The organism is Micromonospora sp. NPDC048935 (assembly GCF_043197875.1).
GTDB lineage: Bacteria > Actinomycetota > Actinomycetes > Mycobacteriales > Micromonosporaceae > Micromonospora.
In genome coordinates, this window is sequence record NZ_JBICTZ010000003.1 from 433,085 (window position 1) to 458,413 (window position 25,329).

The 25,329-nt window shown below is 69.0% G+C and carries 26 protein-coding genes and 1 pseudogene; 13 read left to right on the forward strand and 14 right to left on the reverse strand.

The window, feature by feature from the left end; all coding sequences use genetic code 11:
• Nucleotides 1-59: 59 nt before the first annotated feature.
• Nucleotides 60-479: a barstar family protein gene (locus ACGFIW_RS12645; RefSeq protein WP_393313727.1), complete on the reverse strand. Its 420-nt coding sequence runs from the start codon at nucleotides 477-479 to the stop codon at nucleotides 60-62.
• Nucleotides 480-625: 146 nt separating this feature from the next.
• Here ACGFIW_RS12645 and ACGFIW_RS12650 point away from each other — a divergent pair, with 146 nt between their 5' ends.
• The gene (locus ACGFIW_RS12650; RefSeq protein ID WP_393313730.1) at nucleotides 626-1,612 is read left to right on the forward strand and encodes a MerR family transcriptional regulator; all 987 of its coding nucleotides are present in this window, start codon (nucleotides 626-628) and stop codon (nucleotides 1,610-1,612) included.
• A gap of 63 nt (nucleotides 1,613-1,675) precedes the next feature.
• Here the strand turns inward: ACGFIW_RS12650 and ACGFIW_RS12655 are convergent, their stop codons facing one another.
• Nucleotides 1,676-2,182 carry a MarR family winged helix-turn-helix transcriptional regulator gene (locus ACGFIW_RS12655; protein ID WP_393313733.1) on the reverse strand — a complete coding sequence of 169 codons (507 nt, stop codon included), beginning with the start codon at nucleotides 2,180-2,182 and terminating at the stop codon, nucleotides 1,676-1,678.
• 226 nt (nucleotides 2,183-2,408) lie between these two features.
• Here ACGFIW_RS12655 and ACGFIW_RS12660 point away from each other — a divergent pair, with 226 nt between their 5' ends.
• From ACGFIW_RS12660 to ACGFIW_RS12675, 4 genes and pseudogenes are all read left to right on the forward strand, one after another.
• Nucleotides 2,409-3,254 (forward strand): hypothetical protein, encoded by an 846-nt coding sequence (locus ACGFIW_RS12660; protein ID WP_393313736.1) that lies wholly within the window; start codon nucleotides 2,409-2,411, stop codon nucleotides 3,252-3,254.
• A gap of 328 nt (nucleotides 3,255-3,582) precedes the next feature.
• Nucleotides 3,583-3,789: pseudogene (locus ACGFIW_RS12665) on the forward strand (XRE family transcriptional regulator); the annotation flags it as partial.
• Nucleotides 3,790-4,075: 286 nt separating this feature from the next.
• Entirely contained in the window at nucleotides 4,076-4,546 is a 471-nt protein-coding gene (locus ACGFIW_RS12670; RefSeq protein WP_393313738.1) for a nuclear transport factor 2 family protein, read from the forward strand.
• A gap of 56 nt (nucleotides 4,547-4,602) precedes the next feature.
• A complete protein-coding gene (locus ACGFIW_RS12675; RefSeq protein WP_393313741.1) occupies nucleotides 4,603-4,782 on the forward strand; it encodes a hypothetical protein in 180 nt (59 codons plus the stop codon).
• 35 nt (nucleotides 4,783-4,817) lie between these two features.
• Here the strand turns inward: ACGFIW_RS12675 and ACGFIW_RS12680 are convergent, their stop codons facing one another.
• The 4 genes from ACGFIW_RS12680 to ACGFIW_RS12695 form a co-directional block, all read right to left on the reverse strand.
• A complete protein-coding gene (locus tag ACGFIW_RS12680; protein WP_393313744.1) occupies nucleotides 4,818-5,384 on the reverse strand; it encodes an AAA family ATPase in 567 nt (188 codons plus the stop codon).
• Between the two features lie 41 nt (nucleotides 5,385-5,425).
• Nucleotides 5,426-5,965, reverse strand: a complete 540-nt coding sequence (locus tag ACGFIW_RS12685) for an AAA family ATPase (protein ID WP_393314070.1) — start codon at nucleotides 5,963-5,965, stop codon at nucleotides 5,426-5,428.
• 121 nt (nucleotides 5,966-6,086) lie between these two features.
• The gene (locus tag ACGFIW_RS12690; protein ID WP_393313747.1) at nucleotides 6,087-6,731 is read right to left on the reverse strand and encodes an alpha/beta fold hydrolase; all 645 of its coding nucleotides are present in this window, start codon (nucleotides 6,729-6,731) and stop codon (nucleotides 6,087-6,089) included.
• Between the two features lie 106 nt (nucleotides 6,732-6,837).
• Nucleotides 6,838-7,458: an NADPH-dependent F420 reductase gene (locus ACGFIW_RS12695; protein ID WP_393313749.1), complete on the reverse strand. Its 621-nt coding sequence runs from the start codon at nucleotides 7,456-7,458 to the stop codon at nucleotides 6,838-6,840.
• Nucleotides 7,459-7,543: 85 nt separating this feature from the next.
• Here ACGFIW_RS12695 and ACGFIW_RS12700 point away from each other — a divergent pair, with 85 nt between their 5' ends.
• Entirely contained in the window at nucleotides 7,544-7,918 is a 375-nt protein-coding gene (locus ACGFIW_RS12700) for a winged helix-turn-helix transcriptional regulator (RefSeq protein ID WP_393313752.1), read from the forward strand.
• 292 nt (nucleotides 7,919-8,210) lie between these two features.
• On the opposite strand, the gene ACGFIW_RS12705 is transcribed toward ACGFIW_RS12700, so the two are convergent.
• The 3 genes from ACGFIW_RS12705 to ACGFIW_RS12715 all read right to left on the reverse strand — a co-directional run bounded on the left by ACGFIW_RS12705 (nucleotide 8,211) and on the right by ACGFIW_RS12715 (nucleotide 10,139).
• Nucleotides 8,211-8,582 carry a DUF805 domain-containing protein gene (locus tag ACGFIW_RS12705; protein ID WP_393313755.1) on the reverse strand — a complete coding sequence of 124 codons (372 nt, stop codon included), beginning with the start codon at nucleotides 8,580-8,582 and terminating at the stop codon, nucleotides 8,211-8,213.
• A 230-nt stretch (nucleotides 8,583-8,812) separates the two neighbouring features.
• Nucleotides 8,813-9,985: a helix-turn-helix domain-containing protein gene (locus ACGFIW_RS12710; protein WP_393313758.1), complete on the reverse strand. Its 1,173-nt coding sequence runs from the start codon at nucleotides 9,983-9,985 to the stop codon at nucleotides 8,813-8,815.
• Nucleotides 9,975-10,139, reverse strand: coding sequence for a hypothetical protein (locus ACGFIW_RS12715; protein WP_393313761.1), 165 nt, complete (start codon nucleotides 10,137-10,139; stop codon nucleotides 9,975-9,977). Before ACGFIW_RS12715 ends, ACGFIW_RS12710 begins: the two co-directional genes overlap by 11 nt.
• Nucleotides 10,140-10,292: 153 nt before the next feature.
• Here ACGFIW_RS12715 and ACGFIW_RS12720 point away from each other — a divergent pair, with 153 nt between their 5' ends.
• Nucleotides 10,293-11,036 carry a helix-turn-helix domain-containing protein gene (locus tag ACGFIW_RS12720; protein WP_393313764.1) on the forward strand — a complete coding sequence of 248 codons (744 nt, stop codon included), beginning with the start codon at nucleotides 10,293-10,295 and terminating at the stop codon, nucleotides 11,034-11,036.
• A gap of 175 nt (nucleotides 11,037-11,211) precedes the next feature.
• On the opposite strand, the gene ACGFIW_RS12725 is transcribed toward ACGFIW_RS12720, so the two are convergent.
• From ACGFIW_RS12725 to ACGFIW_RS12745, 5 genes are all read right to left on the reverse strand, one after another.
• Nucleotides 11,212-12,954: an ABC transporter substrate-binding protein gene (locus ACGFIW_RS12725; RefSeq protein ID WP_393313767.1), complete on the reverse strand. Its 1,743-nt coding sequence runs from the start codon at nucleotides 12,952-12,954 to the stop codon at nucleotides 11,212-11,214.
• A gap of 145 nt (nucleotides 12,955-13,099) precedes the next feature.
• Nucleotides 13,100-14,086 (reverse strand): ABC transporter permease, encoded by a 987-nt coding sequence (locus ACGFIW_RS12730; protein ID WP_393313770.1) that lies wholly within the window; start codon nucleotides 14,084-14,086, stop codon nucleotides 13,100-13,102.
• A 10-nt stretch (nucleotides 14,087-14,096) separates the two neighbouring features.
• The gene (locus ACGFIW_RS12735) at nucleotides 14,097-15,104 is read right to left on the reverse strand and encodes an ABC transporter permease (RefSeq protein WP_393313773.1); all 1,008 of its coding nucleotides are present in this window, start codon (nucleotides 15,102-15,104) and stop codon (nucleotides 14,097-14,099) included.
• Nucleotides 15,101-16,150: an ABC transporter ATP-binding protein gene (locus ACGFIW_RS12740; RefSeq protein WP_393313775.1), complete on the reverse strand. Its 1,050-nt coding sequence runs from the start codon at nucleotides 16,148-16,150 to the stop codon at nucleotides 15,101-15,103. The genes ACGFIW_RS12735 and ACGFIW_RS12740 overlap by 4 nt, the downstream gene beginning before the upstream one ends.
• Nucleotides 16,147-17,202 (reverse strand): ABC transporter ATP-binding protein, encoded by a 1,056-nt coding sequence (locus ACGFIW_RS12745; RefSeq protein WP_393314073.1) that lies wholly within the window; start codon nucleotides 17,200-17,202, stop codon nucleotides 16,147-16,149. Before ACGFIW_RS12745 ends, ACGFIW_RS12740 begins: the two co-directional genes overlap by 4 nt.
• Before the next feature lie 534 nt (nucleotides 17,203-17,736).
• Between ACGFIW_RS12745 and ACGFIW_RS12750 the strand changes: the two genes are divergently transcribed.
• The 6 genes from ACGFIW_RS12750 (at nucleotide 17,737) to ACGFIW_RS12775 (ending at nucleotide 25,195) form a co-directional block, all read left to right on the forward strand.
• Nucleotides 17,737-18,288 carry a Uma2 family endonuclease gene (locus ACGFIW_RS12750; RefSeq protein ID WP_393313777.1) on the forward strand — a complete coding sequence of 184 codons (552 nt, stop codon included), beginning with the start codon at nucleotides 17,737-17,739 and terminating at the stop codon, nucleotides 18,286-18,288.
• A gap of 32 nt (nucleotides 18,289-18,320) precedes the next feature.
• The gene (locus ACGFIW_RS12755; protein ID WP_393313779.1) at nucleotides 18,321-19,757 is read left to right on the forward strand and encodes a TldD/PmbA family protein; all 1,437 of its coding nucleotides are present in this window, start codon (nucleotides 18,321-18,323) and stop codon (nucleotides 19,755-19,757) included.
• A complete protein-coding gene (locus ACGFIW_RS12760; RefSeq protein ID WP_393313782.1) occupies nucleotides 19,754-21,160 on the forward strand; it encodes a TldD/PmbA family protein in 1,407 nt (468 codons plus the stop codon). The genes ACGFIW_RS12755 and ACGFIW_RS12760 overlap by 4 nt, the downstream gene beginning before the upstream one ends.
• Before the next feature lie 229 nt (nucleotides 21,161-21,389).
• On the forward strand, nucleotides 21,390-22,196 hold the full coding sequence (locus ACGFIW_RS12765) for a hypothetical protein (RefSeq protein WP_393313783.1): 807 nt from the start codon (nucleotides 21,390-21,392) through the stop codon (nucleotides 22,194-22,196).
• A gap of 12 nt (nucleotides 22,197-22,208) precedes the next feature.
• The gene (locus ACGFIW_RS12770) at nucleotides 22,209-24,137 is read left to right on the forward strand and encodes a fumarate reductase/succinate dehydrogenase flavoprotein subunit (RefSeq protein ID WP_393313786.1); all 1,929 of its coding nucleotides are present in this window, start codon (nucleotides 22,209-22,211) and stop codon (nucleotides 24,135-24,137) included.
• Nucleotides 24,134-25,195 (forward strand): succinate dehydrogenase/fumarate reductase iron-sulfur subunit, encoded by a 1,062-nt coding sequence (locus ACGFIW_RS12775; protein ID WP_393313788.1) that lies wholly within the window; start codon nucleotides 24,134-24,136, stop codon nucleotides 25,193-25,195. The genes ACGFIW_RS12770 and ACGFIW_RS12775 overlap by 4 nt, the downstream gene beginning before the upstream one ends.
• Nucleotides 25,196-25,329 lie beyond the last annotated feature (134 nt).

Here is a 25,329-nt window from a genome sequence, read left to right on the forward strand (position 1 = left end):
TGTCGTCGCCAAGCCCACGGGGGCCTTCATGCGGGCATTGATGGAATAAGGTGCTCCGTTCAGCGCAACTCGAGGATGATGCCGTCCTCGGACTCGCTGCCGCCTGGGCCGTGGTCGTGGACGATTTCTACGATCATGTCGAACAGCGTCTGCCCTTGCCCATGCCGCGCGTCGCTGAGCCCGGCCTCGACGCTCGCGCGGTTCGACGGGTGGCAGGTGCGGAGGATCTGCTCCAGCCATCGGACCGTGACGTCATGACCGAGCGCGACCCGGGACGAGTCAGAGTTGACCCACCTGAGCACCCATCCGGTCTCGGGAGTGCCGAAGCCGCCGCGGAGGATGTCGTTGAAGGTGTCGAGGTTGCCGTTCCAGGTGCCGTGACACAGCAGCTGCGAGAACTCGCGTACGAAGCCAGCGAAGTCGACGAACGAGGCTCCGTCGATGACGAGCACGGGAAGGGCATCGCTCTGGTTGGTCACGAGGGAAGTATGAACGCAGCCCACCGCATCCGGATCTGCCGCCGAGCCGGTGTCAGAGGCCGCAGCGAGCGTCGGTCCCGCACTGTGTCAGGCGACCCGATGAAGGGCTTGCGTCTCAAGCCGCTTGAGATCGCATAGTGGGCGTCGTGGACAGAGACGAGCTGTACCCCATCGGGGATGTCGCCCGGCGGACCGGCCTGAGCGTCAGCGCCGTCCGGTACTACGCGGACGCCGGTGTCGTCACGCCGGCCGCCAGCACCCCGGCCGGCCACCGCCTGTACGACGTGGCGGCCATCGCCCGGCTGGAACTGGTCCGGACGCTCCGGGAACTCGACGCCGGCCTGGACGAGATCCGGCGGGTGCTGGCCGGCGAGGCGACGCTGCGCGACCTGGCCGCCACCCACCTGGCCCTGCTGGCCCGGCAGGAGGCACGCCTGCGCAGCCGTCGCGCGGTGCTGTCGGCCATCCTGCGGCAGGACTCCACTGCCGAGCAGGTCACGCTGATGCACAAGCTGGTCGGCATGCCGGACGAGGAACGCGATCGACTGATCGACGAGTTCTGGGTCGAGGTCTCCACCGGCTGGGAGCCGCCGGAGCGGATGGTCGACTGGTGGCGGGCGGCCCGACCGCAGCTACCCGACCATCCCTCCGCCGCCCAACTGGAGGCGTGGATCGAGCTGGCCGAGCTGGTCCGGGACACCGAGGTCCGGCAGGCCGTACGCCGTGAGCTGCACGAGGCGTGCACCACCGGTGCCGGGCCGCTGATGACCTCGTCGCCGATGCTGGACGCCCTGGAAGCGGGCGCGGCGATCGGCCAACCGGTGCTGGACGCGGCGCGCGAACAGGTGCCGCCGGACTCACCCAGGGGGCGGGAGATCGCCGAGGCGTGGATGGGGTGGTTGACCGGCATCTTCGCGACACCGGACAGCCCCGGGATACCGGACACGCCCGAGTTCCGGATCCAGGCCGCCGATCAGATGCGCAGGGGCGCCGAGTGGGACCGCCTGCCGGCGGAGGGACCATTCGACAGGTACGTGGAGCTGGTCACCGCCGTCAACGACGCACCGCCGGAGCGGTTCCCGTACGAGTGGCTGGCCGCGGCACTGCGCGCGTCCGCCGTACCGGCCCCCTGACCGGCGGCATCCGCCCGCTCTCCCCTGCCTGGCACTGGTGCCGGATCCTCGCCACCTGCGTGGTCAGGACGGAGGGCCGCCGCGGTCGGCCGCACGTGCGCGCACCTCGCGCGTGGCGGTGAGTAGCGCATCAGCAGCGCGGTCGAAATAGTCGAACAGCACCGCCAACTCCTCTGGCCGGTACTGCTGGAACAGCTCGCCCAGCCGCTGCCGGGCCGGGCCGACGATGGTGTCCACGTCGAGCGTGGGCACGGGTTCCACAAGCACCCGTCGCCGGTCGGCCGGGTCGGCAGTTCGCCGCACGTGCCCCGCCCGTTCCAGCCTGTCGATCAGTCGGGTGGTCGCGCCGGTGGTGAGCCCGGTGCGCTCGGCCAGCTCGCCGGAGGCCAGCCGGCCGGCAAGATTCAGGACGCTGAGTGCCGCCCAGTCGGTGGTGTGCAGCCCCGCCGCGTCCGCAGCGGCCTGCGTGTGCGCGGTGACCGACGGCGTGCCAGGGACGACCTGGTCGGCGGCGGCCAGCACCACCATCCTGGCCCGCGCCGACGCCCGCAACACCTGGCCCAACTGCACCGCCGCGCAACCAGCAACACCAGGTAGCGGGGTGAGCCCGTTCCCTGCCGGCCGTCCGACGGGCCACCACTTCGGACGGTACACCGAACCAGGCCCATCGCAGGGTGGACGATTCACAACTTGCACGAGGAGTCAGCCCTGGGGCTGCCGACTCCCGCACCCGGGTCTCGTCGCGCCGACTTCCCCTCTCATTGGTTAGTGTTGTGGCAGCCCAGGATGAGGGAATGTGTTGATCAACGCAGCAGACGCAGCACTCGCCAAGATTGACCAATCCGTGCAACCCAGCGCAGCTGACTACCAGCGTTTTCAAGCCAAGGCCGATGAGGTAGCCGACGTGCTGGTGCGTAGTGGCGTATGCGCCGAGTACAGATTGGTCGGATCTGTCGCTCGCGCAACCGCTCTCGGCAGCCACTCAGATGTCGACCTACTGGCGATCCTGGGAACCGCTGAGCAGCCCCACCCTGAACCGCGTCAAGGGATTGCGGATCTGGCCGCCACCCTAACAGCAGCCGGCATCATGGTGGAACCGGATGACTTCGTAGCCTCAGCAAAATTCGCGCGCCCGCCGGCGGTTGACGTCATGCCCGCAATTCGCCATGTCGGACAGAACTGCTACCTCATTCCAGCGGGTCGAAACAATGAATGGCAAACCTTTTCTCCCACGAGACTGAAAACGCTAACGGAACGTTCGATTCGCAGGCTCGGCGCGCGCTTCGTAAGCGTAGTTCGCTTGTTGAAGCTATGGAATATTTCGCGTGAGGCGAGGCTGGAGTCTTCCGACCTTGAAGAGTTGGCCAGCCTCGCGCTCGAAGACCTTCACACCCTCCCGCCATACTCCCAGTGCCTGGCGCAAATTCTCTCCCTTTGTGCCAGCTGGGTCGGCGGCGATATGGATACAGAAAATCGGATGGGTCGACCTCCCCCCTCCAGGCTACGGAATGCCCACACACTCGCAATCATAAAAGAGTCAACCGCAATCGCGCTTGCAATGCAGCAGACCTCACGCAAAGATGTGGCCTCAGGCTTCGTGGAGGAGTTTTTCGGTGGAAAATTCGCCGGACGTGCCTACTGAGATCGCCGCTATCGCGCACGAACAACTAAAGGCTGCATCTCAAGCATATTCATGTGGCCGGCGGCTGCAGGTCACCGGGACAGTCGTTGCCCCCGCATCATGACCTCCGCTACCTGGGCGGGCCGGCAAGCTCAGCCCATTGCGTGCTGTCCACGAGGACGCCCCGATGGTGCCGAGGACGACAGCGCGGGCACGACACCGGCGGCATACTCACTGCGACATCAGAGTGACACGCCGCCATTGTGGCGGCAGGAACGCCGCGAGGAGCACCCTGCGCGCGGTCCACACCGGGATGAGCCAGGACGACTCCGCCCGCGCGCTCGTTGATGACCAGCACAGCGGGCACGACCTGGCCTCGCCCATTTCCAGCCTGGCCACGCCAACGCCCAAGCCCCTCGCGGTCCACGGCTCGTACGAGGGCGTCTGGCTCAGCCGTTACCAATTCCACTCCAGCGGCCGGGGAGAATCGTTCGCCGGGCAGCACTTCGTGGTCGTACTTCAGCACGGCGACCGACTGACCGTACGCAGCCTGCCCCCAGGATGCTTCCATGTCCAAGGCGACGCTCGACAAGTACAACAGGTCGCCCGAGTAGGACACGTCATCCATGGCCACCCAACCCCACCCCCACCAGGGTGCTACCCCGCCGGCCGCGCCTGCCGGAACGTCGTTGCACACAGGACAACGCAGCCGACGACACCACTTCGGGGCGGTCAGATCGGGGCTGAGGTCGGTAGGGTGCCGTCGTTGGGACGCCGGCCATTCCCCGACGGAATCCCCGGCATGCACCAGGTGACATCCACCGATTCGAAGGAAGCCCGGCATGAGCAGCCCACGCGAAACCTTCCTCCGGCTGGTGAACGGTGTCTGCGGCGGTCCGTACGAAGACCTGTCTGACCTGTACGCAGAAGAAACCCATGTCACCCATCCGTTCCACCCGCTCGACCCGCCTCCGCTGCTCAGCCGCAGTGAGCTGCACGAGCACTTCACCGCGCCGCCTCCGGTCGCCCGGACGCTGCACCGTAAGCCGGTCGACGTGACAGTTCATGAAACTGCCGACCCGGAGGTGATCGTCGCCGAGTTCGCCTATCAGGGGCGGGTCGACGAGACAGGCGAGGCGTTCAGGGTGCCGTGTGTCTTCGTGATGCGTATCCGCGACGGGCTGATCATCGAGTCCCGTGACTACATCGACCACATCTCCAGTGCGCGGGCCTGGGGTCAACTCGACAGTCTGCTGACCGCGCTTCGTCCGTCCGCAGGAAGCACCACCACTGAGGGCGCGGCCCAGCCCTGATTCGCGTCTGACGTCCTGCGCACGGCTCTGCCGTGATGCCCTGAGAAGCTCAGCCGTTGCGCATCATCAGCGGGCACTCGACCGCCTGGGCGTACCGCACCGGCACCTGCACCGACAAGGTCGCCTCCCGTCGATGCCTCACCCGCGGCGAGCGGAACATCGTGCGGGATGACGACTTCACCTGCGTCCTGTGCGACGGCCGCCTACCCGTGCGGTGGAACTTCCCGTCGTGCTGATCAGCACCACACTCATGTCGAAAGCCGAGCGCCGGTCAGCTCCAGTCCCGTCCAGCCTGGGCCCACACGTCCTGATCGACCGGTCGAGGGCCCTGCCGCAGCCACGTGGTGATGTGCCGGGCGTGATCCTCGGGTGTCCCGAGGGACGAGTCCACACGGAGGGCCTGGTCGGAGTACGGGAACGCCTGGGCCCGCTCCCGAACAGTGCCTTCGTCGAGATCCGTGGCCTGACACCGCTCCCGGAACCGGGTCGCCGCCTCGTCGGGGCTCACGAAGAACTCGACGATCCACAGCGGCGCGGAGGAGCCGGCCAACGCTTCCAGCAAGCTGGTGCGCTGGTCGCGCCGCGCGTAGGTGCACTCTAGGAACACGGTCTCTCCGCGTTCGACGAACATCCGGGCGAGGAGGTGCGCGCCGTCGTAGGCCCGCATGCGGTCGTCACGGTTCCTGTCGGATTCCGGGAACAGGAGGTCGAACAGCCTGTCGACCTCCAGGTGTCTCCGTCCCCGGCCGGAGGAAAGCCCGCCGGCCATCACCTTTCCGGCCGTGGTCTTGCCCGAGCACGGAGGGCCCGAGAGCACGACGACCCCGCTGCTGGTCATCTCTCCTCGCGATTCGTCATCAGCGGCGACCATCAGGCGGGTCACGAGACCGACGGCGGCCAGCGGTGTATCCGCCACTCGTCCCAGGTCGCGAATCCAGCCGGGGGCGCATCGATGGGTTCGCTGCCGTCAAGCTCGCCCGGCGTCGGGATGTCGATGCTGGCAGCCCACTCGGCGAGTTCCTCGTCGGACATGGGCCACGTCGTGTGTGGGGCTTCGGCCTGGCGTTGATCGAGTCGTCTGCGCTGCTCGGCCGAGGTGGTTGCGAAGTAGCGCATCTCCACCGTCGCGCCGAGGCCCGCTGCTGCCTGCCGTAGCGCGGAGCGCTCGTCTCGGCTCCAGAGGCCGAAGTCGATCACGACGTTGTTGCCGAGGTCGAGGGCGCGCAGCCCGATCTGGATGAGCCGGCCCTCGATCACGTCCTGAGCCGATGGCGGATTCTCGTGCCCGTAGAGAGCCTTCACCCATTCGTCCTTCGTGAGACGAAGGGCATTCTGCTCGACCTCGATCCGCCGAGCGGCGGTGGTCTTCCCCGTGCAGGGGAGCCCCACAGTCAGGAACAGCGTTGGCTGCTTCATCATCACCCGCCTCCACCCGAACGCCCCATCATTGCCGACCTGCGCTCATGCCGCCACGAGGCCGCAACCAGCTCCGTCGCCCGGAGATGCCCGTTCGGACCGGCACGGCCGTGGCCCCCACCCCTCAGTGCAGCGGGTACGCGGTCAGGCGGTCGGCGAGCTGCCGCGGGTGGCTGAGCGCCACCGCGTGGCCGCCGTCCATCTCGTCCGGGACGACGCCGAGTCGGTCGGCGGCCACCCGGCGCTGGAAGTCCGCCGGGAAGAACCGGTCCTCGCGTGCGATGAGCACCCTCGTCGGCACGTCCGGCCAGGTGCCCAGTGGCCACGGTTCGTTCCCTTCCGCGCTGACCTGCTCCCGGCTGTGTGCCGGTGCCTCCGCGACGATGTCGGCGGGCACGCCGTTGAAGAACTGCTGCTCCTCGCTGAGCCCCTCGGTGCCGCGGTAACCGGCGTTGGCCCACCAGTCACCGGGCCTCTCACCGGGCTTGGGGACCATCGGTGTGAGCAGGACGATCAGCCGCACCGGCAGCTTGTCGGCAATCAGCGGCGCGGTGAACCCACCGTACGAGTGCCCGACGACCACGAGGTCGCTCCGGTCGCCGATCGCGTCGACGACCGTCTGGCAGAACTCGGTGAACCCCGCCGAGCTGTCGTCGATCGGCAGCTCCGGGACCACCACGTCGTGGCCACGGCTGGTCAGCTCGGGGACAAGGAGGTGCCAGTCCCAGGCGCTGCCCCCGCCGCCGTGGATCAGAACGAAAGTCGCCATGCCCCGAAGCCTTACGCACGGGTACGACATCCACCGCTCACGGCTTCGCCGACAGGCGTGTGCGGGGCGGATTTCGCCGCCCCGCGAACGGATTGTCTGCTGTCGGTCACGGAACCGCCGGGATCGCCGGCTGCGGATCGACGCCGGCGAACGCGAGCCCGATGACGAACCCGGCGACCTCCTCCAGTTGGCGTGCCCGGTCCAGCCCGCCGAGTACGGCGGGAATGCCTCCGACGTCGCGGACGAGCGAGCCGACGATCTCCAGCGCTCCTGGGTCGTCCCCGCACATCGCGACAGTCGCCGGTGTCGGCGCGGGTGCCGTCCACCGCGTCGATGGGAAGAGATGGAACGCCTTGACCACGTGAGCGCCGGGGGCGAGTTCGGCGACGTGCTGCGCAATCGCGCGTCCGGATGCCGTCCGCAGCACACCGATGCCATGCTCGACCGCGTTCGTCGGATCAATGAGCGGCTTACCGGCGAGCGACCCGGCGGGTGCGCCGGCCGCCGTGAGGATGTCGGCGACGCCCTCCCAGTGGACGGAGAGCAGGACGGCGTCGGCGTCCGTGACGACGTCGGGTAGCCGTCGAGCACGTGCTCCGGATGCCTTCGCCGCGATCTCCGCGCGCTCCGGCGAGCGGCCGCCGATGCTGATGTCATGTCCGGCCCGGGTCCAGCCGGTGGCCAGCGCCGTGGCGAGGGTTCCGGTGCCGAGAATTCCGATTCGCATGACGTCAGACTCTAGGAAATCCAATGCGAACCGCTCGGGTCGTTACGCACCACCAGGTGCGTATCGGCCGTGCCACGATGACCGAATGTCTCGTGACACGGACGACGACTGCTTGAATTACGTGGCGGACTGCCGGCTGCGAATGGGGACCGACCTGTTCACGCACGTGTGGGATCCGGTGATCCTGGCCGCTCTCGTCGCCGGCCCGCAACGTCGCCGCGCTCTCCGGGTGAGGATCGGCGGCATCAGCGACAAGGCTCTCACCGAGGCACTCCACCGGCTCGTCACCAGCGGCCTGATCGAGCGAAGGTCGTATGCCGAGTCGCCACCCAGGGTCGACTACTCGTTGACACCTCTCGGTCGGACCTTCGCCGACGGCCCGATGCGCGCACTCGCCGAGTGGATCATCCGCTACGGCGACGAGCTCTTCGAGGCGCAGGAACAGATGCGCCAGGCGTAACCAGGCCAGCTCGCCATGCCCAGGCCGCGATGCCCACCCGGTTGTGGAACCCCAGTTTCGCCTGGATGTTCGCGATGTGGGTCTTGGCGGTGCCGGCGGTGCCGCCACCCGCGGCGACCTGCTGGCGCGGCACCTGCCGACACTGCCGACCGGACCGTGGAGTTGCCGGAGACAAGGGAAGGGTCGCTTCCCGACATGAATGTCGGGAAGCGACCCTTGCCTTCCGGCGATCGAGCTACGCCCTGACGTACGCGATCGGGATGTACTACGGGACGCTGGGCACGGACAGCGCTCAGTGCTTGGGGCTGGGGCCGAAGCGGTTCGCTCCGGGGGTGCCCTCCAGAACAAAGAACACGATCAGGACGATGGCGCCTACGACCGGCACCAAGGCGATCAGCAGCCACCACCCCGTCCGGTCAGTGTCGTGCAGGCGGCGCACCGCGACCGCCAGCGACGGCAGCAGCAGCACCAGGGAGGCGATAAGACCGATGACACCGGTCGACGAGCCCTCGAAGGTCAATCCCAGCGAGCTGTCCAGGATGGCGGCGACAATGCTGACAAGAAGAGTGAACAGGGCGAACCACCAGTACTCAGACCGGCGAGCCCGACCCGAGACGCCGACGTACTGGCTAAGAACCGACTTGATTGCGGCACCGAAGGACATGGCTATCTCCCGTAATTTGAGGGGTTATCAAGGTCATCGCGAAGGCAGCCAAGCAGACCGATGTCGCGGGGTAAACGGCAATCTGGCTCGATCTTCTTTCGCTCGCATCTGCCGCTGTCCGCGGCTTGTCCGGGCCGGAAGACGCCTGTCGTGTCGACGTGCGTTTTGGCCATTGCCCGGCTACAGAAAAGCCGGACCTTTTCCGTGCCATCCGGGGTGGACCGTCATGCTCACAGCACCCCGAGGCCGATGGCGAGTTGGGTGATCGTGGCTGGGGCGTCCGGGTTCCGGGCGACCTGGGCGACCACATCCCGTGCGGCTGGCCGGTGACGGATCTCGGCGGGCGCGATGCTGTCGGCCCGCAACAGGACCCGGCCCGCGTTGGTCGGGTCGTCCGCCAGTTGGTAGGCACGCGCCGCGTCGATCAGATGCGCGGCCCGGTGCTCGATCGGCAGCCACCGCCACCCGTCCCGACCGATCGCCGCCTCGTGCCGGGCAACCGCCTGCGGCCCGTCGCCCAACTCCACGGCGGCAGCGACCCGCGCCAGCTCAACGGCCGTCGGCCCGAACGCCGTCCAGCAATGATCGTGGCCGTCGCCCACCCGCGTGGCCAGCACGGCGGCCTCGTCCAGCAGGTCGCCGGCCGCCCGATCGTCACCAGCCCTGGCCGCGATCAGGGCGGCCTGCACCAACAGCGACCCACGCAGCGACGATCCCTCCGGCGTGCCAGGGACGACCTGGTCGGCGGCGGCCAGCACCACCATCCTGGCCCGCGCCGACGCCCGCAACACCTGGCCCAACTGCACCGCCGCGCAACCCAGCAACACCCGATCGCCAGCGGCGGCCGACACCGCCCGGTCAGCGGCCAACCACGCGAGGCTCCCCTCCCCCAGCTTGACCAGCAACGCCGCCGTCACCCGATACATCTCCACCACCGCCGCCCGCCCGACCTCCGAGCCCTGCACGTGGGCGCGGTGCGCCTCGGTCACCACCGCAGGCAACAGCTCGACCAGACGCGGATACCGGGCATGCTGATAGGTCATCCACACCTGCCGCACCTCCCCCGCCAACCAATCGACGGACATCACCTCCCGGCCCGCCGGGCGACCAAAAGCCATCGGGTACGCCGACAGCGCCGCCCGCATCCGCGCCACGCCCTCACGATGCTCAGCCTCCCCAGGGGGCTGCACATCACGGCCGAGCAACACCGCGACGTCGACCCGCAACACCGCCGCGATATCCCGAATGGTCGACACCCGCTCCAGGGACCGGACCCCACGCTCGATCTTGTCCACCCAGCTCTTCGACTTCCCCAACCGATCCGCGAACGACTGCTGCGACAACCTCCGCCGCACCCGCAGGTACGCCACCCGACGACCGATCGGCACCGGATCACGACTCACCACGCCACCGCCGATCCGGCACAGCCCGAGTCGTCTCGTCCACCGGTATCCGCTCCGCCTCAGCCTGCGCGAGCAACCGACGTTTGGCCTCTTCCCGCTCGTCAGCGTCGATCTGCTCGCCCCTGCTGGCCGGCTCGTCGTCGGAACTGGGCACCATCACCTCCGCTGCTGAGGCGCACCGGCAAGCTCAGCCGTCGCGTAATGCCCACCATGACGCCGAGCCGTCGTCAGGCGCGAGGGCACAATTCACGGCATATGGGGCACATAAGGGGCGACATTAGGGCGACACATCGCTATTGTGGCGAACATGAATGGCCCGAATACCGCCCTACGCGCGGTCCGCACCGGGATGCGTATGAGCCAGGACGACTTCGCCCGCGCGCTTCAAGCCGCCGGCCATCGCGTCGGCGAGCCCAACGACGCCAACAAGAGGCTCGTGCAGCGATGGGAGTCCGGTGCGATCGCCGCACCGCGGCCCGTCTATGCCCGCGCCCTGGAGGTCGTCACCGGCTTGCCGGTCTCCCTGCTCGGCTTCGCCGCGATACCCGATGGCCAGGTCGTCGATGACCAACACGGTGGCCACGACCTGACCTCGCCCGTGTCCAACCTGGCCACCCCGAGGCCCCGACCACTCGCGGTCCACGGGTCGTACGAGGGCGTCTGGCTCAGCCGCTACCAATTCCACTCCAGCGGGCGAGGAGAATCGTTCGCCGGGCAGCACTTCGTGGTCCTTCTCCAGCATGGCGACCGACTGACCGTACGCAGCCTGCCCGGCTCGGCGGCGTCGTCACTGTCGATGGATCTCACCGTGGACGGTGCCGTGGTCACCGGCACCTGGGTGGAGCAGACCGATCCTGCCGGCTACTACCGGGGAGCCCGCTACCACGGCGCAACACAGCTACTTGTCGAGCCCACCGGCCGGCGGATGGCTGGAAAATGGGTCGGGTTCGGCAAGGACATGGACGTCAACACCGGCCCATGGGAGCTGACCTTCCGGGACGCTTCCACGTCCAAGTCAACCCTGGACAAGTACAACACCTCGCCCGAGTAGGACAATTCACCAACACCTCCAGGGCGGCTGCGCCGATGTCCCTCTCGCACTACCAGCGATGAGCCAACTGAAGGTGGTGGGTACGCGGACTCGTGCGGGATGGGCCTAGCAGGAACAGAAGGGCCCCTTCCCGACGGCGTTGTCGGGAGGGAGCCCTTCTGGCTTGCGGTGCGACCTACGGCTTGACGTACGCGTTCACGAACGACGGGTAGCCGAAGACGCTGGAGATGAAGATCCCGCCGGCCTTGGACCCGTGCACGTTGTAGGCCACGTCGACGAAGAGCGGCACCACCGGCGCGTGCTCCTTCATGATCCGCTCGTCCAGCTTGGCCCACTCCGGGCCCTGGTCGGCGGCGGGCATGGCCTGGATGCGGTCCATCTCGGCGTTGATCGCCGGGTCGTTGAAGTACGACTGGTTGCTGTTGCCCTCGGCCTTGATGGTGCGGCCGTCGTAGAGCACCGGCAGGATCGACGCCCCGCTCGGCCAGTCCGCCGCCCAGTTACCGATGTACAGGTCCCAGGGGTTGTCCTTCTTCTTGATCTCGTCGAGCTTCGCGTCGTCGGAGATGTTCCGCAGGGTGATCTTGAAGCCGGCGCGCTCCAGGTTGGCCTTAAGCTGGGCACCCTGCTGCTGCTCGGTCGAGTTGTCGGCGACACCGAGGACCAGCTCCGGCGTCTTTCCGCCGAGCAGTTCCTTGGCCTTGTCGACGTTGCCGTTGGCGCCGGCCGGGTACGCCTCGTACGCCTTGTAGCCGATGGTGGCCGACGGCATCAGCGTGGTCAGCGGCGCGGCGACGGTCTGTCCACCCATCGCCTTGATGAAGCCCTCGCGGTCGATGGCGTAGTTGAGGGCCTGGCGGACCTTCAGGTCGGTGACCCGCTGGTTGTTGATGACGAGTTGGTTGGCGCTCGGCGTCGGCGAGAGAATCGTCCGGGACTTGAGCGCGGCGTCACCGGCCACCTTGGCGACGAGCGAGGCGGGCACGGTGTTGAAGGCGAGCGCGCTCTGGTCGGCGCCGTTGTCGGCGATCACCCGGTTGTTGGCGGCGTCCGCGGTCGGGCCGAAGCTCCAGACGAACTGGTCCGGGTACTGGTGCCGGACCGGGTCGGTCTTCGGGTCCCAGTTGGGGTTGCGGTCCAGGGTGATCTGCACGCCGACCTGGTTCTTGGCGACCTTGTACGGGCCGGACGAGAACGGCTGCTTGTCCAGGTCGACGCCGGTGTCCTTGTCGGCCGGCAGCGGCGCGGTGGTCGGCAGCGAGACGGCGAACGGCAGGTCGCAGCGGGGCTTGGCGAACTCGAAGCGCAGCGTCTTGGCGTCCGGCGTGCTCAGGCCGGGTGGCAGCGACGTCTTGTTCTTCTTGAAGTCCCACTTGGTGTCGAACTGCGGGGTGTCGGCCAGCCACTCCTGGATGTAGGTCGGGCCGCCGGACAGGTCCGGGTCGAAGGACCGGGCGATGCCGTACGCGATCTCCTTGGAGGTGATGGGACGGCCGTCCTCGAACTTCACCCCGTCCTTGATCGTGAATTCCCAGACCTTGCAGTCGTTGTTGACGTTCTTGCCCGGCGTCTCCGCCAGGTCGCCGACGAGGACCAGGCCGCCCTTGCCGTCGTCCTTCCAGGTGGTCAGGTAGCGCGCGAAGAGCGGGTTGGTCATCAGACCGGCGAACGAGTAGGTCCGCTGCGGGTCGAGGTGGGAGATCGGCGATTCCCGGATGATGGTGAAGGTGCCGCCCTTCGCCGCGCCGCTCACCTCGGCCGCCGGCCCCTGCGAGTCCTTGGGGTCGGTCGCGATGACCCCGGTCTGCTGCCGGTCGGTGTCCACGGTGGTGCCCTCGCCCGTGTTCTTCGAGCACGCACCCAATGCCACCACCAGAGCGATCGCGCCGCCCGCGGCAGCCACCACGCGTGGTCTCATGAAGTACCCCCTTCACCCATGTGCCGTGCGTTTCGTCGGGGCGAGAACCGCCGACGTCCCGAGGATCGTAAGGAAGAAAAACTACGAGTTGTGTAACAGTTGTCGATAAATTTCGCCACCGGCCACGCGCTTCACGTCGACCCGGTCAGCGCAACCGGACCCGAGGGTCGATGGCCGCGTAGAGCAGGTCGACGAGCACGTTCGCCAGCACCACGAAGACGGCCGCGATCAGCACGGTGGCCATGATGGTGGGCAGGTCACCCGCGCGCACCGCGTCCACCGCCGTACGCCCCAACCCCTGGATGCCGAACGTCGTCTCGGTGATCACCGTCCCGCCCAGCGCCCCGCCCACGTCCAGCCCGGCGATGGTCACCACCGGGGTGATCGCCGCGCGCAGCGCGTGCCGCCCGTACACCGTGGGTTTGGCCAGGCCCTTGGCCCGCGCGGTCCGGACGAAGTCCTCGGACAGGGTCTCCAGCATCTGCGCCCGCGACAGCCGGGCGTAGATGGCCGAGAAGAGGAAGGCCAACGCCACCCAGGCCAACACCAGCCCACTCGCCCACTTCGCCGGGTTGTCGAAGATCGAGGTGTAGCTGGGCACCGGCAGCAACCGCAGGTTGTAGACGAAGACCAGCAGCAGCACCGCGCCCACGAAGTAGAGCTGCAACGACGCTCCGGTCAGCGAGAAGCCGATGGCCGCCCGGTCGAGCCAGGTGCCGCGCCGCAACGCGGAGACCATGCCGAGGCCCACCCCGAGCAGCAACCAGAGGATGGCCGCCGGGATCACGATGCTCAGCGTCACCGGCAACACCCGGGCGATGGTGTCCGAGACCGCCTCGTTGCTGACGTACGACCAGCCCAGGCACGGCGCGTCACACCGGCCACCCTGGGCGCTGCCCAGGTCCCGGCCGGTGACGATGCCCTTCATGTAACCGGCGTACTGGCTGAACAGCGGATCGTTGAGACCCAGGTCGTCGCGGACCCGCTCCAGCCGCTCCGGGTTGCAGTTCTTCGAGCAGATGCTGCTGACCGGGTCGCGCGGCAGGGCGAAGAACATCAGGAAGGTCAGCACACTCACCGCGAAGAGGGTCAGCGTGGCCGAGAAGAGCCGCTTGATCAGGAACCGGAACATGAGCCCACCCCTACCGGGACGACTTCGGGTCGAGCGCGTCCCGCAACGCGTCGCCGAAGAGGTTGAAGGCGAACACCAGCGCGAAGATCATGATGCCCGGGAAGAACACGTAGGCCGGGTCGGTCTGGAGGAAGTCCAGACTGTCGTAGATCATCCGGCCGAAACTCGGGGTCTCGTCGCTGAGGCCGACACCGATGAACGACAGCGCCGCCTCACTGGTGATGAACTGCGGGACCGCCAGCGAGAACGAGACCAGGATCGGCGCCCAGATGTTCGGCAGCAGTTGCCGGAAGATGATGTGCCCCAGCCCGGCCCCGCTGGCCTTGGCCGCCTCCACGAACTCGCGCTCGCGCAGCGCGATCACCTGCCCGCGGACCAGCCGTGCCGTGCTGGTCCAGCCGAAGATGGCGAACACGGCGATCAGCACGCCCACCCCGAAGGCGGACGACACCTGCCCCCGCTCGCCGTAGAACCGCAGCGTGATGGTGGGGGTGAGGGCCAGCGCGATGATCAGGAACGGCATCGCCAGCGTGAGGTCGGTGATCCAGTTGATCACCGCGTCGAGCCAGCCGCCGAGGTAGCCCGCGAGCGCGCCGAGCACGATCCCGATCGTCGCGGTGATCAACGCGGCGGCGAACGCGATGAACAACGACGTCCGCAGCCCGTAGATCAACCGGATGAAGATGTCCCGTCCCAGCCCCGGCTCCAGCCCGAACCAGTGCTCCCCGGTGACCCCGCCGGCATAACCGAGAGGCATGCCGAAGCCGTCCAGCAGGTGCTGGAACTGCTCGCGCGGACCCACGCCGTAGACCATCTCGATCAGCGGAGCCGCCAACCCCACAAGCATGAAGAACACCAGGAGGACGCCGCTGACCGTGGCCGTCCGGTCCCGACGCAGCCGCAGCCAGGCGAGCTGACCGGGCGAACGCCCGACGACGCCCTTCGCCGCGGGCGTGGTCGCGTCCGGGTCGGACTTGATCTCGGCCAGCGCCACACCCTCCACCGGAGACAGGCTCACGACGGCACCTCCTCGACGTTCGCGGCGGCCCCGCGTCCCGCCGCCCCGGCAACGGCCACACCAGCGTCGGCGTCGGCCGGCTCGGGAAAGTGACACGCGGTGGCCTGCCGGCCGCCGTCGCGTGGCACCAGCGCGGGCTCCTCGGTGGCACAGATGTCCCGCGCCTTCCAGCAACGGGTGCGGAAGCGGCACCCCGATGGCGGGTCGAGCGGCGTGGGCACGTCGCCGCTGAGCCGGATCCGGCCCGCCGGGCCGAGCTGCGTGACGTCCGGGATCGCCGAGAGCAACGCCCGGGTGTACGGGTGCTGCGGGCGCTCGTAGATGTCGGCCCGGTCGCCGATCTCCACGATCCGACCCAGGTACATCACCGCGACCCGCTGGCAGAAGTGCCGGACCACGGCCAGGTCGTGCGCGATGAACACGAACGCCAGACCAAGCTCCCGTTGCAGGTCGCGCAGCAGGTTGACCACCTGCGCCTGGATCGAGACGTCAAGCGCGCTCACCGGCTCGTCCGCGACGATCAGCTTGGGCCGCAGGGCCAGCGCGCGGGCGATGCCGATGCGTTGACGTTGACCGCCGGAGAACTCGTGCGGGTACCGGTTGTAGTGCTCCGGGTTCAACCCGACCAGTTCCAGCAGTTCCTGCACCCGCGCCCTGGTGCCGCCCGGCGGCTTGATCCCGTTGACCTGGAGGGGCATCGCCACGATCCGGCCCACGGTGTGCCGAGGGTTCAGCGAGGCGTACGGATCCTGGAAGATGATCTGAAGGTCCTGGCGCAGCGGGCGCAACTCCCGCCGGCCCGCGTGGGTGATGTCCCGCCCGGCGAACTCGATGCTGCCGCTCGTCGGCTCCAACAGTCGCACCAGCATCCGACCGGTGGTGGTCTTGCCGCAGCCCGACTCCCCCACCAGCCCGAGCGTCTCCCCCGGGCGCACGTCGAAGTCGAGCCCGTCCACCGCCCGCACCAGGCCGGTGGCGCGCAGCCCCTGGCGTACCGGGAAGTGCTTGGTCAGGCCGCGGACCCGCAGCAGTGGTTCATCGGTCATCGGGCCACCCCCACGGATGCGACGTCCTCGGCGTAGCGCGCGGCGCGTTCCTCGGCGCTCAGGTGGCAGGCCACCAGGTGGCCGTCGGCCCCCGCCGGGCCCAACTCGGGGACCTCGGTGCGGGATCGACTGCCGACGCGGTCCGCGTAGCGGCAGCGTGGGTGGAACGCGCAGCCCGACGGCAGGTTGATCAGGCTGGGCGGGTTGCCGGGGATGGGCACCAGGTCCGCGTCCGCGTCGCCGTGCAGCGACGGCACGCTGGAGAGCAACCCCCAGGTGTACGGATGCTGCGGCGCTCGGAGCACCTGCTCGACGCTGCCCCGCTCGACGGCGCGCCCGCCGTACATGACAAGCACGTCGTCGGCGACCTGGCCGACCACGCCCAGATCGTGGGTGATCAGGATGATCGCGGAGTGGAACTCGGCCTGGAGGTCGGCGAGCAGGTCCAGGATCTGTGCCTGCACGGTGACGTCCAGCGCGGTGGTCGGCTCGTCGGCGATCAGCAGCGCCGGGTCGTTGACCAGGGACATCGCGATCATGACTCGTTGGCGCATGCCACCGGAGAACTCGTGCGGGTACTGGTCGAAGCGGCGCGCCGGCTGCGGGATGCCGACCCGGTCGAGCATGTCCACCGCCCGCTGGCGGGCCTCGCGCCGGTTGGCCTTCGGGTGGTGCACCCGGTACGCCTCGGCGATCTGCCGGCCCACCGTGTAGTACGGGTGCAGCGCCGACAGTGGATCCTGGAAGATCATCGCCATGTCCCGGCCGCGCAGCCGGCGTACCTCCTCGTCGGCGAGACCGACCACCTGCCGGCCGCCGACGGAGATCTCCCCGGTGATGGTGGTCCGTTTCGGGTCGTGCAGGCCGAGGATGGCCAGCGAGGTGACGCTCTTGCCGGAGCCGGACTCGCCGACGATGCCGAGGGTGCGGCCCCGTTCGACGGCGAACGACACCCCGTCGACCGCGCGCACCACGCCGTCCTCGGTGTCGAACCGGACCCGAAGATCATGCACCCGCAGGTAGGCGTCCTGGTCGGAGCGCTGTGCCGGCACGACGGGGCGGTCGTCCGGTTCGCCGGACGGCGAGGGTTCCGAGCTGTCCACGGCCACCTCCCTCAGTGACGAAGAGAACTTACAGCAAAGTCCCGAGGGTGAAAATAAGCTACAAAGCCGGCACGTGTCAGCGGGCCCGAGCGTAACGAGTCGGCATCGGCCCCGCACCCCCGTCACCTCGCCATCCACGGCTGTTCATGCCGCGCCCCGCGCCCCGCGTCAAGATCTACGCAACTTCCCCGTTGTTGCTGCCTCCGACACGCCGGAGGCAGCAACAACCCTGATATTGCGCGGATCTTGCCGATGACACCGTCCCCGAGAGACCGACGGCGGGGTTGGGGACGCACCGCCGCCAAGGTCACGCTGGAACCAGGTTGCAGTGGCCACGAAGCGCTGGGAAACCACTACATCTACGATCGAGCGCGATCTTGGTGACTCAACCTTGGCGATCACACAAGGTTTGACCGGGAATTTCATCTCGTGCACGAACGTCGGGTGCGACCTCAGCGATGCACAACGAGTTGTGCTGGCCGGGTGGATCCTGCCGACGTTCTTGACCACTCGCTGCCGTGGACCGAGGCGGACTACCTCGCTCTCGGTGAGACGGCCCAGCGGATCGAACTCCTAGACGGCGGACTGCTCATCGGACCATCGCCGTCCGTCCGACATCAGGCGATCGTCGGTGGCCTGGCAGCCGCGCTGGAACCAGGCTGCGCCGCGGCGAACCGCATCCTTCTCCCGGTCATCAACCTGTGGCTGAACGCCACGCGGATCCTCAACCCCGACGTCGTGGTGACGGCGGAGTTGGATCTCGCGGCGGACTGCGTGCCGGCGGGAGCGGTCCTGCTGGTTTGCGAGATCACCGCACCGCACACCGCCGTCATCGATCGGGTGTTGAAGCCGCACCTGTACGCCGAGGCCGGCATCGAGTGGTATCTGCTCGTTGAGCAGGAGCCCTTGACCGTGCACCTCCGTCAGCGACAGGGTTCCCACTACGTCGAGCGGTCGGTGGCCAGGGCGGGCGGGGTGTTGGAGCTGACGGGACCGGTCAAGGCCACCATTCGGCCGGAGGAGTTGCTGGCCTGACGGGTGTCGGTCGGCTGGCCTAGGGTCGGTCCATGACCGAGTTCGACGCGGCCACCGCCGCCGTCCAGGCCGCCCTCGACGCGGGAGCGCGGTACGCCGACGCGCGGGTGATGCACCGCCGCTACGAGTCGATGACCGCGCGCAACGGCGACGTGGAGGAGTTGACCCAGGACGAGAGCATCGGGCTCGGGGTCCGGGCGCTCGTCGGTGCGAGTTGGGGCTTCTACGCCGTACCCGATCTGTCGGACGCCGCCGCCCGCGATGCCGGCCGGCGCGCCACGCGGACCGCCGTGGCGAGCGCGCGCGTGCCGGGGCCGCCGGTCGACCTGGTGCCGGCCGAGGCGGTCACCGCGAGCTGGGCCTCCGGCTGCGAGATCGACCCGCTCGGGGTGCCCCTGTCCGACAAGGGCGACCTGCTTGTCGGCGCGACCCGCACGATGGCCGAACACGGCGCGGACCTGGCCGAGGGCCTGTACCAGATCTGGGACACCACGAAGTGGTTCGTCTCCAGCGAGGGTCACCGGATCGACCAGCGGATCCGCGAGTGCGGCGGGGGCATCTCGGCCACCTCGATCGGCGACGGCGAGACGCAGCGGCGGTCCTGGCCGAGCTACCGGGGGCAGTACGGCACCACCGGCTGGGAGTTGGTCGAGTCGCTCGACCTGGCCGCGCACGCCGCACAGATCGCCGAGGAGTCCCGGGCGCTGCTCACCGCGCCGCTCTGCCCGGCCGGCGAGACCGATCTGATCCTCGGCGGCGAGCAGTTGGCCCTCCAGATCCACGAGTCGGTCGGGCACGCCATCGAGCTGGACCGGATCCTCGGCTGGGAGGCGGCGTTCGCCGGCACGTCCTGGCTGGACCTGGCCCAGCTCGGCTCGCTGCGCTACGGCTCCGAGCTGATGAACATCACCATCGATCCGACCATCCCGGGCGCGCTCGGCAGTTTCGGGTTCGACGACGAGGGCTCGCCGGCGGTCAAGCGGGACGCGGTCCGCGACGGTCGCTGGGTGGGTGTGCTCGCCGGCCGGGACTCGGCCGCGATGGCCAGCCTGGACTACGGCGGCAGCGTACGGGCCGACGGGTGGGCCCGACTGCCGATGGTCCGGATGACGAACGTCGGCCTGGAACCCGGCCCGCACACCCTGGAAGAGATCATCGCGGCGACCGACGAGGGCGTCCTGATGGACCTCAACAGGTCCTGGTCGATCGACGACAAACGGCTCAACTTCCAGTTCGGGTGCGAGGTCGGCTGGGAGATCAAGAAGGGTCGGCGGGGGCGGATGCTGCGCAATCCCACGTACACCGGGATCGGCCCGCTCTTCTGGCGCTCGATGGACATGCTGTCCGGCGAGACGGTCTCCTGGGGCACGCCCAACTGCGGCAAGGGCCAGCCCGGCCAGATCGGCCACACCGGCCACCCGGCCGCGCCGGCCCGGTTCCGCAACGTCCGGGTGGGGGTGTCGGCGTGAGCGCGAGGAGTGAGCTGGAGCTGGCGGGGCAGGTCGTGGAGTTGGTGCGTCGCCTGGGCGGGTCGGCCGCGCAGGCCGAGGCGGTGGTGACGCGGGCGGATCTGGCGCTGACCCGGTTCGCCAACTCGGCCATCCACCAGAACGTCGCCGAGTCGACGGTCGGGGTCCGGTTGCGGGTGCACGTCGATGGTCGGACCGCCGCCGGCAGCGGCAGCGTGGTCACCGCCGACGGGTTGAGCGCCCTGGTGGAGCGCACCCTGGCGGCGGCCCGGCTCTGCCCGCCCGACCCGGGCTGGCCGGGGCTGACCCCGCCGACGCCGATGCCGGACGCACCGGAGGTCGACGAGGCCACCGCCCACGCGGAGCCGGATCAGCGGGCCGACCGGGTCGGCGCCTTCGTGGCCGCCGCCGGGGGTCTCAGCTCGGCCGGTTACTGCCGCACCGCGCACCGCTCGTCGGCGTTCGCCAACTCGGCCGGGCACACGGCGTACGGCCGCTCGGCGGAGGCGGCGATGGACGGCATCGCGCGTCGCGACGGCGTCGACGGGGTGGTCCGACGCCACGCGCACCGACTCTCCGACCTCGACGGCGCCGAGTTGGGCGCGCAGGCGGCGGCGAAGGCCCGGGCGGCGGCCGACCCGGTCGAGCTGCCACCGGGGCACTACGAGGTGGTGTTCGAGCCGGCCGCGGTGGCGGACCTGTTGCAGAACCTCTCCTGGTACGGCTTCAACGGCAAGCGGTACGCCGAGCGGCAGTCGTTCGCCGAGCCGGGTGTGGCCCAGTTCGACCGGGCGGTGACCCTGGTGGACGACCCGCTGGGCGCGTCGGGGCTGCCGTTCGACGCGGAGGGCACCGGTCGGCGGGCGCTGACCCTGGTCGAGGAGGGTGTCACCAGGGCGGTGGCGCACGACCGGCGAACCGCCGCCGCGGCGGGTGTGGAGTCGACCGGGCACGCGGTCGCCGGTGGGGCCACCTGGGGTCCGATGGCCCGTAACCTGCGCCTCTCCGGGGCGGCGGCCGGCCCGGCCAGTGCGACCGGCCGGAGCACCACCGGCGCGGCGGCCGGAGCGGTGGTCGACGCGGACACCGCCGCGCTCGTCACCGGTGTACGCCGAGGGTTGCTGGTCACCGATCTCTGGTACACGAGGGTGCTCGACCCGAAGAGCCTCGTCGTCACCGGGTTGACCCGCAACGGCGTGTGGCTCATTGAGGACGGCACGGTCGTGCGTGCGGTACGCGACCTGCGGTTCACCGAGTCGTACCCGCGGGCGCTCGGCCCCGGTGCCGTGCTCGGGCTGGGCGCGCGGGCGGTGCGCCAACCGGATCGGGTGGACGGTGCGTGGTGGGCCGCACCCTCGCTGCGACTGGCGTCCTGGCACTTCACCGGAGGCGCTTCCGGGTGACGTTCCCGACCGGCGCGGCACGGCTTTTCCGCAGGCCAGACACACGGGACACTCCCTTGCGCGGACGGCTCGGGGAGATCGGCGTAACGTGTGTCACTTAGCTGCGTCGGTCGATCCGGCGTGGTCGTTGGTGTGCGCATGACGTGGCAGCGGGTGCGGGTTGCCGGTCCGCGTGCCGACCGGAGAAAGATCAGCCCGCCCGTACGGGCCCGTCGAGGAGACGACTCGAATGACTTCAACGGCAACGAGGCCGCGGAAAGCGCGGGCGCGCGCCGCCATCGCGGCGAAGACGTTGCGTACCGACCGGTGGTGGTTCGCTCCGCTGATCACCGTGATCGGGCTCAGCGCCTGGGTCGCGTACGCGACGGTCCGGGTCTTCCAGCATGACAACTACTGGGTCGACGCCTACCACTACCTGACCCCGTTCTACTCCCCGTGCGTGACCGACAGGTGCGTCGAGGCGGCCTCGCACTTCGGTCGGTTCCTGCCCGGCTGGTGGGTCATTCCGGATGCCGCGCTGACCCTGCCGTTCCTGTTGTTGTTCCGGCTCACCTGCTACTACTACCGCAAGGCCTACTACCGGTCGTTCTGGCTGTCGCCGCCGGCCTGCGCCGTCCCGGACGGCCACAAGGAGTACGCCGGTGAGACCCGCTTCCCGCTGCTCGGTCAGAACCTGCACCGCTACTTCTTCTACGCCGCCGCGATCATCTCGCTGATCAACACCTGGGACGCGATCCTCGCCTTCCACTCGCCGAAGGGCTTCGGCTTCGGGCTGGGCAACATCATCCTTCTGGTCAACGTGGTGGCGCTCTGGGCGTACACGATCTCCTGCCACTCGTGCCGGCACATCATCGGTGGCCGGCTCAAGCACTTCTCCAAGCACCCGGTGCGGTACAGGGCCTGGACGTTCGTCTCGGCGCTGAACGTCCGGCACATGCAGCTCGCCTGGATCACCCTCGGCACCCTGGCGCTTGCCGACTTCTACATCATGGCGCTCGCGGCCGGCTGGTTCTCCGACCTGCGGTTCATCAACTAAAGGGCCCCTGACATGACCACTACCACTCGCATCGAGCGACACCACTACGACGTCGTCGTCATCGGGGCCGGCGGCGCCGGTCTGCGCGCGGCGATCGAGGCCCGGCTCGCCGGCAAGAAGACCGCGATCATCTCCAAGTCGCTCTTCGGCAAGGCGCACACGGTGATGGCCGAGGGCGGCGCGGCAGCCGCCATGGGCAACGTGAACAGCCGCGACAACTGGCAGGTGCACTTCCGCGACACCATGCGCGGCGGCAAGTTCCTGAACAACTTCCGGATGGCCGAGCTGCACGCGAAGGAGTCGCCGCAGCGGATCTGGGAGCTGGAGACGTACGGTGCGCTCTTCGACCGCACCAAGGACGGCAAGATCTCGCAGCGCAACTTCGGTGGCCACGAGTACCCGCGCCTGGCGCACGTGGGCGACCGGACCGGCCTGGAGCTGATCCGCACCCTCCAGCAGAAGATCGTGTCGCTCCAGCAGGAGGACCAGCGGGAGTTCGGCTCGTACGACGCCCGGATCAGGGTGTTCTCCGAGACCACCATCACCGAGCTGCTGCTCGACGGTGACCGGGTGGCCGGCGCGTTCGGCTACTACCGCGAGTCCGGTGAGTTCATCCTCTTCGAGGCGCCGGCCGTCGTGCTGGCCACCGGCGGTGTCGGACGCTCCTACAAGGTCACCTCGAACTCCTGGGAGTACACCGGGGACGGGCACGCGTTGGCGCTGCGCGCCGGGGCGACGCTGATCAACATGGAGTTCCTCCAGTTCCACCCGACCGGCATGGTCTGGCCGCCCTCGGTGAAGGGCATCCTGGTCACCGAGTCGGTGCGTGGTGACGGTGGCGTCCTGAAGAACTCCGAGGGCAAGCGGTTCATGTTCGACTACGTCCCCGACGTCTTCCGCAAGCAGTACGCGGAGACCGAGGAGGAGGCGGACCGCTGGTACACCGACCCGGACAACAACAGGCGTCCACCGGAGCTGCTGCCCCGCGACGAGGTGGCCCGCGCGATCAACAGCGAGGTCAAGGCCGGTCGGGGCTCCCCCGCCGGTGGTGTCTTCCTGGACATCGCGAGCCGGCGTTCGGCCGACGAGATCCGTCGCCGGCTGCCGTCGATGTACCACCAGTTCAAGGAGCTGGCCGACGTCGACATCACCGCCGAGCCGATGGAGGTCGGGCCGACCTGTCACTACGTGATGGGCGGCGTGGAGGTCGACCCGGATTCGGGTGCCGCCTTCGGCCACGTACGCGGGCTGTTCGCGGCCGGCGAGGTCTCCGGCGGCATGCACGGCTCCAACCGACTGGGCGGCAACTCGCTGTCCGACCTGCTGGTCTTCGGCAAGCGGGCGGGCGGGCACGCCGCCAGCTACGCCGACGGGCTGGCCGCCCGGCCGAAGGTGGCCGTGGACGCGGTCGAGGCCGCCGTGGAGACCGCCCTGGCCCCGCTGCAACGGGACACCGGCGAGAGCCCGTACACCCTCCAGCAGGATCTCCAGGCGGTCATGGGCGACCTGGTCGGCATCATCCGGCGGGAGGGTGAGCTGGCTGACGCGCTGAGCAGGCTGGCCGAGCTGCGCGAGCGGGTCGCCAAGGTGAGCGCGTTCGGCGGCCGGCGCTACAACCCGGGCTGGCACCTGGCCCTGGACCTGCGCAACATGCTCGTGGTCTCGGAGTGCACCGCGAAGGCGGCGCTGGAGCGGCAGGAGTCGCGCGGCGGGCACACCCGGGAGGACTATCCGGCGATGGAGCCGAAGTGGCGGCAGGTCAACCTGGTCTGCTCGCTGGACGGCGACGCCGTACGCCTGACCCGCAAGCCGCTGCCGAAGATGCGGCCGGAGCTGATCGGCCTCTTCGACCGGGCCGAGCTGGCCAAGTACCTCACCGACGAGGAGCTCGCCGACTTCGACGCCCTCGTCGCCGACGCTGGAGAGGCGGACAACCGATGAGCGCGAAGCGTCAGTTCCGGATCTGGCGGGGTGACGAGACCGGCGGGGACCTCCAGGACTACATGGTCGAGGTGAACGAGGGCGAGGTCGTCCTCGACGTCATCCACCGTCTCCAGGCCACCGACGCGCCCGACCTGGCCTGCCGGTGGAACTGCAAGGCCGGCAAGTGCGGCTCCTGCTCCATGGAGATCAACGGCAAGCCGCGGCTGGGCTGCATGACCCGGATGTCGACCTTCGGTGACGAGGAGACCGTCACGGTCACCCCGCTGCGGACGTTCCCGGTCATCCGGGACCTGGTCACCGACGTCTCGTTCAACTACGAGAAGGCACGGGAGACCCCGGCGTTCGCCCCTCCGGCCGACGTGGCTCCGGGTGACTACCGGATGCAGCAGGTCGACGTCGAGCGCTCGCAGGAGTTCCGCAAGTGCATCGAGTGCTTCCTGTGCCAGACGGTCTGCCACGTGATCCGCGACCACGAGGAGAACAAGCAGGCGTTCTCCGGCCCGCGGTACTTCATCCGGGCGGCCGAGCTGGACATGCACCCGCTGGATGCCCGGACCGACCGCAAGGAGTACGCGCAGGCCGAGCAGGGCCTCGGTTTCTGCAACATCACCAAGTGCTGCACCGAGGTCTGCCCCGAGCACATCAAGATCACTGACAACGGGATCATCCCCATGAAGGAACGGGTCGTCGACCGCAGGTACGATCCCCTTGTGTGGCTTGGTAGCAAGATCTTCCGTCGGGGCGAGACGCCCCAGACCAGCGTGACCACCGCCCGTCCGGGCTCGGCGACGCCGGGCTCCGCCCGGGGTGGGGTGCACTCGCACGCGGGTGGTTCCCACGACTCGCGGGCCGAGGCGCAGGCGCAGAGCGGCGTGAACTGGGACCGGGAGGTGCCTCACCCGACCGCCCCGGCTGTCGACGACCGGGGCAAGCTGCCGCTGACCGAGCTCACGTTCGACCGGGCCGCCGCGCCGTCGCCGTTCGGTGACGACGTGACCTTCCCGCTGCCCCCAGAGCACCTCAACTTCGCACACCCGGACCAGGACAAGCACTAAGAACCGCACGAACGGGTGGGGGGGGGGGGGGGGGGCCGCCGGCCCCCCCCGGGGGGGCCCCCCCGGCCCCCTGGCAATGGGGGGGGTCGCCGCGCCCGGCCGCGGGCGGTGGCGGCACGCCCGCTAGTAGACGG